The organism is Shewanella sp. FeAMO (assembly GCF_053653955.1).
This window is the reverse complement of sequence record NZ_CM132201.1, coordinates 820643-834559: the sequence shown is the minus strand read 5'-3', so window position 1 is coordinate 834559 and position 13917 is coordinate 820643. Positions and strand designations below refer to the sequence as shown.

9 protein-coding genes and 2 pseudogenes are annotated in these 13917 nt (G+C 52.0%); 7 read left to right on the top strand and 4 right to left on the bottom strand.

The genetic code is table 11. The annotated features are described in order from the left end of the window. Positions 1–28: 28 nt before the first annotated feature. A complete protein-coding gene (locus ACWAU4_RS03800; RefSeq protein WP_025010322.1) occupies positions 29–1423 on the bottom strand; it encodes a PhoH family protein in 1395 nt (464 codons plus the stop codon). 353 nt (positions 1424–1776) lie between these two features. On the opposite strand from ACWAU4_RS03800, the gene rapA reads away from it, so the two are divergent. The 3 genes and pseudogenes from rapA to ACWAU4_RS03785 all read left to right on the top strand — a co-directional run bounded on the left by rapA (position 1777) and on the right by ACWAU4_RS03785 (position 7046). Next, positions 1777–4683 carry an RNA polymerase-associated protein RapA gene (gene rapA / locus ACWAU4_RS03795; protein WP_208125515.1) on the top strand — a complete coding sequence of 969 codons (2907 nt, stop codon included), beginning with the start codon at positions 1777–1779 and terminating at the stop codon, positions 4681–4683. Between the two features lie 234 nt (positions 4684–4917). After that, positions 4918–5938: pseudogene (locus ACWAU4_RS03790) on the top strand (IS630 family transposase). A 115-nt stretch (positions 5939–6053) separates the two neighbouring features. After that, positions 6054–7046: a DUF3530 family protein gene (locus tag ACWAU4_RS03785; protein ID WP_208125514.1), complete on the top strand. Its 993-nt coding sequence runs from the start codon at positions 6054–6056 to the stop codon at positions 7044–7046. Between the two features lie 76 nt (positions 7047–7122). Here the strand turns inward: ACWAU4_RS03785 and ACWAU4_RS03780 are convergent, their stop codons facing one another. Both ACWAU4_RS03780 and ACWAU4_RS03775 read right to left on the bottom strand, forming a co-directional pair. Next, entirely contained in the window at positions 7123–7626 is a 504-nt protein-coding gene (locus ACWAU4_RS03780) for a YqhA family protein (protein WP_025010320.1), read from the bottom strand. A 90-nt stretch (positions 7627–7716) separates the two neighbouring features. Further along, positions 7717–8520 carry a crotonase/enoyl-CoA hydratase family protein gene (locus ACWAU4_RS03775; RefSeq protein ID WP_144225945.1) on the bottom strand — a complete coding sequence of 268 codons (804 nt, stop codon included), beginning with the start codon at positions 8518–8520 and terminating at the stop codon, positions 7717–7719. Positions 8521–8885: 365 nt separating this feature from the next. On the opposite strand from ACWAU4_RS03775, the gene ACWAU4_RS03770 reads away from it, so the two are divergent. Both ACWAU4_RS03770 and ACWAU4_RS03765 read left to right on the top strand, forming a co-directional pair. Then, positions 8886–9881: a response regulator gene (locus ACWAU4_RS03770; RefSeq protein ID WP_025888766.1), complete on the top strand. Its 996-nt coding sequence runs from the start codon at positions 8886–8888 to the stop codon at positions 9879–9881. A gap of 16 nt (positions 9882–9897) precedes the next feature. After that, positions 9898–10857, top strand: coding sequence for a GGDEF domain-containing protein (locus ACWAU4_RS03765; RefSeq protein WP_028780494.1), 960 nt, complete (start codon positions 9898–9900; stop codon positions 10855–10857). A gap of 39 nt (positions 10858–10896) precedes the next feature. Here ACWAU4_RS03765 and ACWAU4_RS03760 read toward each other — a convergent pair. Then, a pseudogene (locus ACWAU4_RS03760) lies at positions 10897–11533 on the bottom strand (transposase); the annotation flags it as partial. Positions 11534–11702: 169 nt separating this feature from the next. Between ACWAU4_RS03760 and ACWAU4_RS03755 the strand changes: the two are divergent. Beyond that, positions 11703–12713 carry an IS110 family RNA-guided transposase gene (locus ACWAU4_RS03755; RefSeq protein ID WP_144377907.1) on the top strand — a complete coding sequence of 337 codons (1011 nt, stop codon included), beginning with the start codon at positions 11703–11705 and terminating at the stop codon, positions 12711–12713. 419 nt (positions 12714–13132) lie between these two features. Further along, positions 13133–13576, top strand: coding sequence for a hypothetical protein (locus ACWAU4_RS03750; protein WP_045283993.1), 444 nt, complete (start codon positions 13133–13135; stop codon positions 13574–13576). The last annotated feature ends 341 nt before the right edge of the window (positions 13577–13917 follow it).

Genomic DNA, 13917 nt, shown 5'->3' with positions numbered 1-13917 from the left:
ATGGGGCCTTTTTCAGTAGCCGGGTTTATCAGAGCTGCTCTTCGGCAAACTCCGCCAGCCGTGAGCGCACTACGCCGTTGAGGTAGATGTTGGCGCTGCCTTCAAAATTTTTAAAGCGTTCAACCATATAGGTCAAACCCGAGGTGACCGCGGTCAGATAGTTGGAGTCTATCTGTGCCAGGTTGCCGCAGCAGATAAGCTTGGTGCCTTCTCCCATACGGGTGATCATGGTTTTCAGCTGTGAGGCGGTCAGGTTTTGACACTCATCCAGCAATACCACTGAGTTCTGAATCGAACGCCCACGCATGAAATTGATCGACTTAAACTGGATATTGGCCTTTTCCATTATGTAGTTGAGTGAACCACTGGGATTAACGTCATGCTTGTGCAGCACCTCCAGAGTATCGGTAATTGCCGCCAACCAAGGGGCCATCTTCTCTTCTTCCGTGCCCGGCAGGAAGCCTATCGATTCGGCGATTTCCGGAGTATTCCGGGTGACTATCACCTTATCGTAGAGATTACGCTCCACCACCAGCTCCAGTGCCGCCGCCATCGCCAGCAAGGTCTTGCCGCACCCTGCTGGGCCGGTGAGAATAACCAAATCGATATCTGGGTCCATCAAGGCCTGCAGCGCCATGCCCTGATAGATGTTCTTCGGCCTCACGCCCCAGGCCTCCATATTCATCAGGCGCTCGCGACCGAGATCCAGCACATTGAGACTGGTTTCACTGCGGCCGACCACCCGGCCACAAAACTCGGATTCCTCATCCAGCAGATATTGGTTGATGTAAAAGAGATCGTCGCCCAGGTCCTTGAGCGGCACATCATGCACAGTATGACGGCCATGACGCTCGGTGGCCACCTTGTGCAGATGCTCCCAGAAGTTGCCTTCAAATTGATGAAAACCCTTGGATAGAAAACGTATGTCATCGATCAGCTGATCTGTGCGGTAGTCTTCTACCAGGAGTATCCCGGCACCTTTGGCCTTGAGACGCATATTGATGTCTTTGGTGACCAGCACCACGGTACGGGGCTCGTATTGATTTTGCAGATGCAGGGCTGTGTTGATGATGCGGTTGTCGTTGTTGTCGCCGGGCAGCGAGCCTATGGTGAATTCAATCTGGTGGTCGGGGAAGATGGCCAGAGTACCTGTGGCATCTGTGTGCCCTTCGCGGCTTGGAAGGGGAACCCCTTTGATTATCTGTTCCGGAGTAGTCTTGCCGCCGAGGATATCTTCCAGTGCCCGAATGGCGACCCTGGCATCGCGGCTGACATCCCGCTTTCTGTCTTTTATCTGGTCCAATTCCTCCAGTACCGTCATTGGGACCACAACATCATGTTCTTTAAAGGAGTAAATCGCTAAGGGTTCATGTAATAACACATTGGTATCAAGTACAAACAACTTTCTGTCGTCTTGTTCCATGGCGCCTCCATTTGCGTCAATGAGCTACTCACAGCTTTGTTGTCATGGGCCAGCGCAGGCCTGGGGTTGGGGTATATGGCACTCCTGTTTCTGACAGATGGCGGGTAGGTTTCACCACTGTGACATGGCTTAAACTAATACTGGCACCTTTAGCAGCGGATGACAAATACCCTTTGCAGTCTGTTCAATGGCCACTGCGCGGTATCCGTTTTTGAGTGTAGGATGCTAAAGATGACGATTGGATGACAAGCGAGCGAAAAGGCCTGCGTCATAAGGGGGCAGGATTGGTATTATACTCGGATTGGTATAACATACGCGCCCTTTGAGAATCCGCTCGGAGATGAGAGTTAAAGATGCCCTTCGCCTTAGGTCAACGCTGGATCAGTGATACCGAATCAGAGCTTGGTTTGGGTACAGTAGTACAACTGGAAGGCCGCATGGTCTCACTGCTGTTCCCCGCCACCGGAGAGAACCGCATGTTCTCCCGCAACGACGCCCCGTTAACCCGGGTGATTTATAACCCAGGTGATCAGGTCAAGAGCCATGAAGACTGGACACTGACCATCAACTCTTTGGATGAAAAAGACGGGCTGGTGATCTACAGCGGCATTCACAGCGAAACCGGTGAAGAAGTGCAGCTCCGGGAAACCCTGCTGGACCACAACATTCGCTTCAACAAGCCGCAGGACAGACTCTTCGCCGGCCAAATAGACAGACTGGACAGATTCGGGGTGCGCTACGCCGCCCAGCAGCTGCGCCACAACCTGGCCACCTCAGATCTGCTGGGGCTGCAGGGTCCCAGAGTCGGCCTTATTCCTCATCAGCTGTGGATTGCCCATGAAGTCGGGCGCCGCTATGCGCCTCGGGTGCTGCTGGCCGATGAAGTGGGCCTGGGCAAGACCATAGAAGCCGGCCTCATCATTCATCAACAGTTAATGACAGGCCGCGCCGAGCGGGTACTTGTGATAGTGCCCGATACCCTGCGCCACCAATGGCTGGTGGAGATGCTGCGCCGCTTTAACCTGCGGTTTGCCGTATTCGATGAAGACCGCTGCATCGAGGCCTTTGCCGACCATGACAACCCCTTCTACACAGAACAGTTGGTGATCTGCTCGCTGGAGCTGCTGCGCAAGAAGCGCCGTCTCGACCAGGCGCTGGATGCCGACTGGGATCTTATGGTGGTCGATGAGGCCCATCACCTGGAGTGGACCGAAGAGGCTCCGAGCCGCGCCTATCAAGTGGTTGAAGCTCTAGCGGAAGTGGTGCCCGGCGTACTGCTGCTGACCGCGACCCCGGATCAGTTGGGCCATGAGAGCCACTTTGCCCGACTGCGACTGCTGGATCCGGATCGTTTCTACGACTATCAAGCCTTTATCAAAGAGGAAGAAGGCTACAAAGAGGTGGCCCTCGCCGCCGAGGCGTTGGCCAGTGGCAACAAGCTGCCCGACAATGCCATCAACAGCCTGACCGAGCTCTTGTCCGAGAAGGATATCGCCCCCGCCATTCGCCTTATCCAGGCTGAAGGCGTCGATGCCGAGCAGCAGCAAGCCGCCCGTGACGAGCTGCTGCAGGAGCTGCTCGATAGACACGGCACGGGTCGGGTGCTGTACCGCAACAGCCGCGCCTCGGTCAAAGGCTTCCCGAAACGCATTTTCAACGCTTATCCACAGGCCATGCCGGAGCAGTACCTCACTGCGGCCCGCGTCAGTGCCATGATGAATGGTCACCGCACCTTGGAAATGAAGGCCGCCTATGCGCTGGCGCCGGAAAAAATGTATCAGGAGTTTGATGAAAACTCCGCCGCCTGGTGGAAGTTCGACCCCAGGGTCGACTGGCTCATCGATTTCCTCAAGCAAAACCGCAGCAAGAAAGTGCTGATCATCGCCAGTCAGGCGGCCACGGCGCTGAGTCTGGAAGAAGCACTGCGTACCCGAGAAGGGATCCTCGCCACTGTGTTCCATGAGGGCATGTCCATCATAGAACGTGACAAGGCCGGTGCCTTCTTCGCCCAGGAAGAAGGTGGTGCCCAGGCGCTGATCTGCTCGGAAATCGGTTCCGAAGGGCGTAACTTCCAGTTCGCCAGCCAGTTGGTGCTGTTCGATCTGCCGCTGAACCCGGATCTGCTGGAGCAGCGCATAGGTCGCCTGGATCGCATAGGTCAGAACCATGATGTAGAGATCCACCTGCCCTTCCTCACCGACACGGCGCAGGAGCGTCTGTTGGCCTGGTACCACGAGGGCCTCAATGCCTTCGAACTCACCTGCCCCGGCGGCCATATTCTGTTCAAGGAGTTTGGCGCCCAGTTGCTGCCACTGCTGGTGGAAGAAAACGAAGAAGAGATGGCCAAGCTGCTGCGCGATACCCGCAGCCGTTATAAAGAGCTCAAGCAGGCGATGGAGCAGGGCCGCGACAAGCTGCTGGAACTCAACTCCCACGGCGGCGACAGGTCATTGGCATTGGCCGAGAGACTGGCGCAGATGGATAACGACACCCAGCTTATCGGCTCAGTGATCCGTCTGTGGGACATCATAGGTCTGGATCAGGACGACAGAGGCGAAAACACCATAGTGCTGCGCCCGAGTGAGCACATGATGTTTCCCACTTACCCCGGTTTGCCGGAAGATGGCATTACCGTGACTTTCGACCGGGATACCGCCCTGTCCCGCGACGATATCGCCCTGATAACCCAGGAGCACCCGCTGGTGCAAACCGGTCTGGATCTGATCACAGGTTCTGAGACAGGCACCACAAGTGTTGCCATCCTCAAGAATAAGGCGCTACCGGCAGGTACCGTATTCCTGGAGCTTATCTATCTGGCACAGGCCTCGGCACCCAAGTCCAGCCAGCTGTATCGCTATCTGCCGCCGACACCGCTGCGCATTCTGCTGGATAAGGATGGCAACAATCTGTCTGACAAGGTGAGTTACGAGCACTTTGATCGCCAGCTCAGCGCGGTTAACCGCCATATCGGCAGCAAGCTGGTCAATGCCTCGCAGGCGATATTGCATCCACTGCTGGCCAAGGGCGAAGCCCACGCTATGGAGGCTATGTCCAACCTGCAGGCCGAAGCGCAGCAGCAGATGGAGCGCCAATTGGGCGCCGAGCTGGAACGTCTGGAAGCCCTCAAGGCGGTGAACCCCAATATCCGCGATGCCGAGCTTGAATATCTGCAAAATCAGATAGCCGAACTACGCGGCTATTTGGATCAATGCCAGCTGCAGCTCGATGCCGTGCGCCTGGTGCTGGTCAGCCACGCCTGATAATCCACTCAAATATCATCCCCCAAGACCCGCTAACTGCGGGTCTTGTTTTTTGCGCTAAATTTCAGAAGCCCTGGTGCACCACGCCTTCAAGCATTGGATCGACACACAAACTTTCGATACAACAGCTACTAAATAGCTGTTCCAAATAGTAGATCACAGGAAGGGAACTCAGTCCTGTTTGAGCGATCAGATCTATCGCCAAACAAACCCACCACTCGCCGAGGACTGAGAATGGCTATCTTAGCACCACTATGCCGCGCTGAGCGCAAGCGCATGCAAAAATTGATTCAAAAAACCAACGATAAGCACTTTGCCAGGCGTCTTATTGCGATGTTGATGTTGCATCAAGGGCTGCCGGTTACCCAAGTTCAGCACATCACCGGCGCAGCCCGCTCCAGCATAGGCCGATGGTTGGGCTGGTACACCCAATGTGGCATCGATGGACTGAAATCAGAGAAGCCGGGGCGGCCAACCGTCTTGCCTATTAACCCGATATTGCTCTGTCTGTCACTACTTATCCAGCTTTGTCCGGAAGACTTTGGTTACCAGCGTAGCCGCTGGAGCAGTGAGCTGCTTGCCAAGGTGATTAATGCACAGCTTAAGCTATGCGTCGCTGCATCAACCATTCGCCGTCTGTTACCCGAAGCAGGCATAGTCTGGCGCCGCTCAGCCCCGACGTTGCGCATTAAAAGCTGAGAAAATGGCCGCTATAAATCAGGCTCTTGAGCAGTGCAGTGCTGAGCATCCGGTATTCTATGAAGATGAAGTAGACATCGACCTTAACCCCAAAATCGGGGCGGACTGGATGCCCAAAGGGCAACAAAAACGCGTGGTCACCCCAGGTAACAACCGCAAGCACTACTTGGCTGGAACGCTGCATACCAAGACAGGAAAAGTGCTTTATGTGAGCAGCGCCAGCAAAGCATCGGAGCTGTTTATTGCGGTGCTGGAAAAGCTCTAACGACATTACCGCAAAGCCAAAACTATCACGCTAATTCTGGATAATTACATCATTCACAAGAGCCGTAAAACCCTGGCTTGGCTCAAGAGCAACCCCAAGTTCAGGTTGTTGTTTCAACCGGTATACTCACCTTGGGTCAACAAGATAGAGCGCTTATGGTTGGCACTAAATGAAACGGTAACCCGTAATCACAGTTGCCGAAACATGCGGGAACTTCTTGGCAAGGTATGGCATTTTATGGAAACCGTTTCGCCTTTTCCCGGCAACGGACACGGCATCGCGAAAATGTAGCAGTATTCGGATCAGCTATTTAGTGCACAAATTTGCGGCTTATAATTTTAGCATTGAGTCAATAAAGGCTGCAGAATCATGCTATTCCAGCCTATGAAAAGTTTAAGGAGTTCACTTGGCGCTGATATCCAGGACGATAGCTATGCTGTGCTTTTTCCCCTTGATGGCACTGGCAGCCGACGAACCAGCCAACAAAGACATGGCCAACCAGGAGCAGACTCAACCGCAACCGGTGCAGAAGCCTGCCAAGCAAACACCTGAAACAGCCCCTATGAAACCCAGAGACAATAGCCGGGCGTTGGAGCATGTCGCCGCCTCAGAACTGCAAAAGATCCAAGTAGATGGCGAGGAGCAAACCGTTCTGGTGCGCCCCTGGAGTGGTCCGAAACAATTGGGCGCAGCGCTGTTGCTGCCGCCCCCCGGCACCCATGCCGATGCCCCCGGGCTCAACGCCTTCTTGCGCCGCAGCATCAATCCGGCAGGCTGGGCCAGTCTCAGCATGACACCACCTCCCTTTCCTGAGCAGCCCAACTTCACCACAGAGGCCCAGGAAATAAGCAAGGCCGGCGATGGCAAGGTGCAGGGCAAGAGTAATCAGGCAACAAGCCGCAGAGAGGCGGAGGAGTGGCAGAAACTCAGAAAGCAGCAACAAACCTTTATCCAAAAGAGTCTGGCTCAATTGGACGCCTTGGGTGAGCCCTTTCCCGGCAAGCGCTTGCTGATAGCCCAGGATCAGTCCGCCGCCTTGGTGATTGAGTTGTTGGCGGCGCAGGAGTTGGCCAAGCCGGACTTGCTGGTGGTGATCAATCCCTACCTCGACGATCCCTATGCCAATTTGGCACTGCCAAAGAAACTGGCCGGGTTGGAGTTGGCGATACTCGATATCCAATCTCCCGACGGTCACCAGGCCTCGCAGGCTACAGTGGAAAGTCGCAAAACCCTGGCTTCAAGCAAGCTGGACAATCAATATCGGCAGCAGTTGCTGGCGCTGGATCTACGCCAGGATGTTGCCTTTGAAAACACCTTGCTGATGATAGAAGGCATGGCCAGAAAGGTGCTGAAACAGCAGGCGCCAAACGAGAAGGCGGCCACTGAAACCCATCAGTGACCGCCTAATTGCAGAAGTTGCTGCCAAAACTGGCCGGCAGACCAAGCTTCCCGTAGAGCAAATATCGGCAGTGCGATTACTCTTTCTTGCCGCCCTTGGAGAACATCAACGCCAGGGAGATGAGCACCACAGTGCCGCCCATGAACAGCAAGTCCAATGCCGAGCTGGGTTTGATATCTGCAAAGAAGGAAAACACCTTGATGATCAGCATCATCAATATCACTTTGCCCAACTTGCTCTTGAGCGCATCTATGCTGGAGATGATCAATATCTTGCCGCCGGTATCCGAGTTACCGGCCGGCTCCAGGTTACGGATAAAGAGCTCATAGAGGCCGAAAGCAAAGATCAGCAGCACAGCCCCCAGCAGGAAGGTATCCAGTATCTCCACCAGTACCATCACAAGATCGTTACGCACATCATAGCTGCCACTGAGCAGGTATTCCCACAGCAGGGCAAACATATGCAGCACGTCCTTGACTCCCATGACAAAAGTGACCAAGGCCGCCAGCACACAGGAGAAGACTCCGACCATGACAGACAAGCGACTGCCCCAGAGCAGGCGTTCAAAAAAAATCCGCATCCCAATTTCCGTCTAAAAATAAAGTGACGGATTTTCAGCCAGTTTTGCCATTGAGGTCAAGTTATTATCCCATCATACGTGATAGGTATCTCACCAGTTTCGCCGCGGTTCAAAGGCCCGCTCGGGATCCTTGCTCTGACGCACGGCGGCAATGGCTCTGTTGCGCCCCAAAAGCAGACGCACCTGGCTCCAGGACTCACGCGCCAGCAGCCGCCTACGGGAACCGTTCCAGCTGCGGTTAATACTCAGCTTTATCGCCGCCAACGCATCGGGAGAGCGCTCATTGAGCTCAGCTGCCAGTTCTTTTGCCCGGGCCAGGGGATCACTGCAGCACTCGGTCACCAGCCCAAGATCCAATGCCTTGGAAGCCGGGATTAATTCCGCCGTCATGCTGAGTTTCAATGCCTGATCTTTTGCCAGAATTTCCCGCAAACTCACCAGGCCGCCCATGTCGGGAACCAGGCCCCACTTGGCTTCCATTATTGACAACTCGGCGTCATTGGCGGCAATGCGAAAATCGGCGCCGAGAGCAATTTGCAAACCGCCGCCATAACAACGGCCATCCAAGACGGCAATGACAGGAACCGGCAACTCACGCCAGGCGACAGACACCTGCTGCGCCAGATTGGCATTGCCCGGTAACAGCTTGAACAGCAGTTTCAGCGCTTGCCAGGGAGAGTTGGCCACACTCTTGATATCCAGGCCTGAACTGAATTGGCCGCCCTCACCTCTGAGGATCACCGCCCGCAAATGTCGTTGACGGTGCAAATGACGCGCCATCGCCTTGAGTTCACTGAACATGGTGTAATTAATGGCATTGAGCTTATCCGGCCGGTTCAAGCTAACGATAGCCAGCTGTTGTTGCCATTCCAGGCTGAGTGTCTGCCACTGCATCTGCAGGTCCTTGAAAGTTGAAGTTATGTTAACGGTATCACCATCACACTGGTCAGGCCAGAGCAAAAAGCGTCCCGTTTCAACAACACAGAGCAGTCTAAATTTTGACTAACGTCAACAATCTGACATTAGCTTTGACTTAGTGACAACAAGTGTTCACAATATCGACCCTCAACAGGCAAGCCATTGCACTATAATAAGATTTTCTCCTGCCAAATGTATGAGAAACGGGCATCAAGCCCGAGCTCGCCGATAACTGACTATCGGCCCAGTCCTCACTGATCCAGCGGCATAATCAGAGGATAATCACAAAAATGCCGCTGTAGGTGTTATCTTCAAGTAATGCAGTAGAACAGGAAATCTCTATGGCGATTCCGGTACTCATATGCGACGACTCTGCGCTGGCTCGAAAGCAGATGGCCCGTACTCTTCCCAAAGATTGGGAGGTAGACATCAGCTTTGCCGCCAATGGCGCCGAAGGACTGGAGGCAATTCGCGCCGGCAAGGGCGAGATTGTCTTTTTGGATCTCAACATGCCGGTCATGGACGGCTACGAAGTGCTGCAAACGATTCAGCAGCAAGACCTGCCGGCCATGGTGATAGTCGTCTCGGGCGATATACAAATTAAGGCTCATCAGCGAGTCAAGGCCTTGGGCGCGCTGGATTTTATTCAAAAACCCGTCAGCGCAGATGCCATCAGCAGCATACTGCAGGAATATGGCATTTTGCAGTTGGCCGAAGGCGGCGAAAGCAATGAAGAGCCAATGATCCAGGTGGATATGCGCGATGCCTGCCAGGAGGTTGCCAACGTTGCCATGGGCCGCGCCGCCGATCTGCTGGCCAAGCTGTTGGATGTATTTGTGCTCTTGCCTATTCCCAACGTCAATGTGCTGGAGGTCAGCGAATTGACCATGGCACTCAAGGCCACAGAGGAAAGCCCCAAAATTTCGGCGCTGTGCCAAGGCTTTATCGGTGCCGGGATTGCCGGTGAGGCTCTGCTGCTGTTTCACGACTCCAGCTTTAAGGATATGGCCAAGTTGATGGGCCTGTCGGATCCCGAAGATGCCAACACAGAAATCGAGGTGATGATCGACACAGCTAACGTGTTGATCGGCGCCTTCCTCAGCGGTATCTCGGAGCAACTGGACATGCAATTCAGCCAGGCGCACCCTGTGGTGCTCGGGCGACATTGCACAGTAAACGATCTGATCCACGATAACTCAGATCGCTGGCAACGCACGTTGGCGATGGAGATCAATTATCGTATCGAAGATCACAATGTGCAGTGCGATCTCTTACTGCTCTTTACCGAAGACTCCTTGCCGACGCTGAATTTCAAGCTCGGCTATCTGATGAACTGACAAAAACAGGTTTGCCATGGCAAAGGATTTGGATGCAATGAATGAACTGCACTGGCTGATCGATATGGTACAAACCATAGAGGTCGGTCTGGTGGTGCTGGACAGAGAGTACAATATTCAGCTGTGGAACGGCTTTATGGAGAACCACAGCGGCGTTTCTCCCAACGATATCAAGGGCGACAACCTGTTTGAACGTTTCCCTGATCTGCCGGCCAGCTGGCTCAAGCAGAAGATGGAGTCTGTGTTTCTGCTGAAGAACCGCGCCTTCATCAGTTGGGAGCAGAGGCCCTATGTATTCAAATTCAAGAACTACCGGCCCATCACTGGCCGCGCCGAATTTATGTTCCAGAATGTCACCCTGTTGCCGCTGGCCTCTCTGACCGGGCAGATCTCCCATATCAGCATCATCATCTATGATGTGACGGATATTGCCATCAACAAGCTGCAGCTCAAGAGTGCCAACGAGCGCCTGGAACACCTGAGCCAAACCGATGGCCTGACCCAGCTGCATAACCGCAGACACTGGCAACTATGCATGCAGCGGGAATTTGATCGCCATTCCCGCTATGGCGATCCTGCCAGTCTGGTGATGTTCGATATAGATCACTTTAAGCGGATCAACGACAGCCTGGGGCATATCGCCGGAGACAGGGTTATTCAGCATCTGTCCCATATTCTCAGCCAAAACCTCAGGGAAACCGATTGCGCCGGGCGTTACGGGGGCGAAGAGTTTGCTGTGGTCTTGTCCCACACCAGCGCCGAGGATGCCCGCTCCTTTGCCGAGCGGCTGCGCTCTCAGGTGGAAAGCAGCCGCTTCAGCTTCAATGGTCAGCCGGTGCCCTTTACCATCAGCCTGGGGATCTGCGATCTGAGTGATGAGGTGGAAAACAGCGATCAATGGCTGGCCAATGCCGATCAGGCCCTCTACCAGGCCAAGGTTTCCGGCCGCAACTGTGTCAGTATTTTCAGTGATTGATCCACAGATGACGGCCAATAAAAAACCACCTTCAGCGTTAATGGGATACTTGTTTTTATTCATTTTTAACGCACGTGGATAGGCTCCCATCAAGCTTGAATTGCCTCCTCTTGGTGCACTTCCAGGCGTTTGAGATGACAGTTGAGTCAATTTAAAAATGATATAACTCGACGCATCTCTAAAGCTTAATTGGTTCGGATGTAACGACGGTAAGCTTTTAGCCATCAACATCATCTTGTATCTGATGAGGTTATAGGCCAACAGTATCCCCCACAATTCTTGGATAACCAGTTCGGCAATTGACTGCGTAACGTAAAGCGACTCTCCAGAAGATGCTGCTTCACTTCCCGATAGCCCACTTCTATCTCCCATCGATGGGCATATAAATCTACTATCTCTGCCCCAGGATAACGCAGGGGGTCAGTTAATTAGGTCAAAATAGAAACCGACTTACCTTTTACCGTCTTCGTCAGTAAGCGAGCTTCAATATTGTCAGGCAGGGCCACTTCTTTCTGGCTTGAGGAGAGGTGGTTAACTGCAGCCGTTGGTCGTGTTTTCCTAAAGAGAGCACCACTTCATATTGCATCCCTTTCTTCAATGGCAGCGGCCAATGACTGTTCGGTTGAGCCTGTTGCCAGGCGTGCAAAAGTCCTAACGAATGGAAGCCTCTGTCAAACTGCAATGGTATGGCGATTTATTGAAACGGTTTCACCTTTTCCGGGCAGCGGACACGGCATCGCGAAAATGTAGCAGTATTCGGATCTAATGAAATGGACACCTCCCCACAAAGACTTCAGTGAGCCATGCTGTAAGTGCAAACCAACAGCAATATGAAGAGGTGTCCCATGGAACAAATTATCGGAATTGATCTGGCAAAGCGAGTTTTTCAGGTGAATATCGTATCTGCGCAGGGTGAGAAGAAAGCGAATAAAATGATCACCCGTGAAAAATTGACGGCGTTTATTGTTCAGCAGCCTCCGTCCCGTATTGTGATGGAAGCGTGCGGCAGTGCAAATTACTGGTCACGCCAGTTCAGGCAATACGGACATGAAGTTAAACAAATCAGTCCACAGTATGTTGCCCCCTTCAGAATGGGCAGTAAAAATGACAAAAATGATGCAGCTGCAATTGTCGAAGCTGACAGTCGCCCGGGTATGCGCTATGTGCCGGAGAAGTCTATTGAACAGCAGGATATTCAATGTCTGCACAGGGTTCGCCAGCGGCTGATGAAAAACAAAACCGCGCTGATTAACCAGATACGGGGGCTAGGCCTGGAATACGGTATCGCCATACCGGAAGGGGCTCATAAAATTATGGCCCACCTGCCTGAGCACCTGGAGGATGCAGAAAATGAGCTCACCACGCTCAGCCGGGAGCTGTTCCATGAGATGTTGCAGGAACTTCAGGACAATCAGCAGCGGATTAAAACTCTGGATCTGCGCCTTGCGCTTATCAGCCAGCAAAATGAGGATACCCTCAGACTGAAAAGCATACCTGGTATCGGGCCATTAGGGGCTTCAGCCTTGACGGTAGCTCTGGGCGACAGCGCTGATTTTCAGAATGGCCGGCATTTTGCCAGCTATCTGGGGCTGGTTCCGAAGGAGCACAGCAGTGGTGGTAAAGTCAGACTACTCGGGATAACAAAACGCGGAGATGGTTATCTGCGAGGACTGCTTATTCATGGCGCCCGCTCAGTGGTTTACCGGGTCATCAACCTTCCGGAAGAACGATGTGGAGGTCTCCAGCGTATTATTGCCCGAAGTGGCGTAAACAAAGCTGTAGTGGCGCTGGCTAACAAAAATGCCCGAATAGCGTGGGCGCTAATAAACCAAAAAACAGAGTATATCGTTAAGTAACTAACTGATTTTAATAAGTCCAAAGAGTTGATGTGCTGACAGGTAGAACCGACTCTCTGTGAACCTGACAAATAGCTGGGCTGCTAAAAGCCATGGCACTAATGAGGACAGAGAGTACGGATGTTCATCAGGGCTCACGAAGCCGGATATATGTGTGTGGCTACTTTGTCAGAAAGAGACCTGCCGGTGCTTGCATCGGAGAGGTGTCCATATAAGCTATTTAGAGCCGATCACAAAAGATTGCTCTAGAACTTATGGTGGTCGAAATCAGCCAGCACAAAGCTTAGCCGACTCAAAACATTTGAAAAAACTGCTCAAAAAACATAGACATCATTACCAGCCTTAAATAGCATATCACTCTCATAAAGAAATAAAATTTGTTAATGAACAGCACGAAATAAATTAAGACTCTGAAATTTATGAATAACGTAATCAAATGGCTAAACAGTCGTTACGAAGAACTTGTAAAAGATAGTTATTTTACATATCTAGTTGGAGAAAATACGCTTAAGTTTGAGCCAACACTTGATGATCGATTTGACTTAGTATGTTACGACGACAAGATAAATATGATTTTCGATCAAGATAAACGTCTCAAGTTTTTCATCGTGGAATACCCTCTTGATGAAGCGCTATTGAGCATGCTTTCAACAAAAGATATACCATTGACTGAAAAAATGAGTTTGACTTCGATAAAATCAGTATTTGGGGAACCAGAAAAATCGGTTGGTCCGAGAAAGCTACCTGGGTCAGTTAAAAATGGCTGGGTTCAATATAACTTATCAGAAAAATACAAACTAACATTCAGCTTGTCTCATGTTGATCAAGCTCAGATAGTAGATATAAGGTTCTCAATGAGTTAGTAGAAAAGGTAGCTGATATAAAGAGTTATCTAAACTTTATTGGCGATATTTACCTAAACGTCTTTTCAAAAGAGTTAGCAATACCCGCGATTGGTACTCCACTAATTTTCTTAAAAAAATCTATGTACCTACTCGACATCAAAATGAGAAAAGTGGCTTAGGGGGATATAATTAACCTTTCAAGAAAGGTAAACTAAATAACTTTCCCAAATAAGTAGAACACTGTAAGGGAACTCAGTCCAGTTTGAGCGTTCAGAGCTACCACAAAACAAACCTATTTCTTGTACAATACCTGAGGTTAGTTAATCCCCAGAAAATATCTAGCCCGAGGCGTAAAAAGT

Bases quoted from the DNA above. Each gene is read 5' to 3' on its own strand.
- ACWAU4_RS03755 (WP_144377907.1), top strand. From the start codon at position 11,703: ATGGAACAAATTATCGGAATTGATCTGGCAAAGCGAGTTTTTCAGGTG.
- ACWAU4_RS03800 (WP_025010322.1), bottom strand. From the start codon at position 1,423: ATGGAACAAGACGACAGAAAGTTGTTTGTACTTGATACCAATGTGTTA.
- ACWAU4_RS03750 (WP_045283993.1), top strand. From the start codon at position 13,133: ATGAATAACGTAATCAAATGGCTAAACAGTCGTTACGAAGAACTTGTA.
- ACWAU4_RS03765 (WP_028780494.1), top strand. From the start codon at position 9,898: ATGGCAAAGGATTTGGATGCAATGAATGAACTGCACTGGCTGATCGAT.
- rapA (WP_208125515.1), top strand. From the start codon at position 1,777: ATGCCCTTCGCCTTAGGTCAACGCTGGATCAGTGATACCGAATCAGAG.
- ACWAU4_RS03780 (WP_025010320.1), bottom strand. From the start codon at position 7,626: ATGCGGATTTTTTTTGAACGCCTGCTCTGGGGCAGTCGCTTGTCTGTC.
- ACWAU4_RS03770 (WP_025888766.1), top strand. From the start codon at position 8,886: ATGGCGATTCCGGTACTCATATGCGACGACTCTGCGCTGGCTCGAAAG.
- ACWAU4_RS03775 (WP_144225945.1), bottom strand. From the start codon at position 8,520: ATGCAGTGGCAGACACTCAGCCTGGAATGGCAACAACAGCTGGCTATC.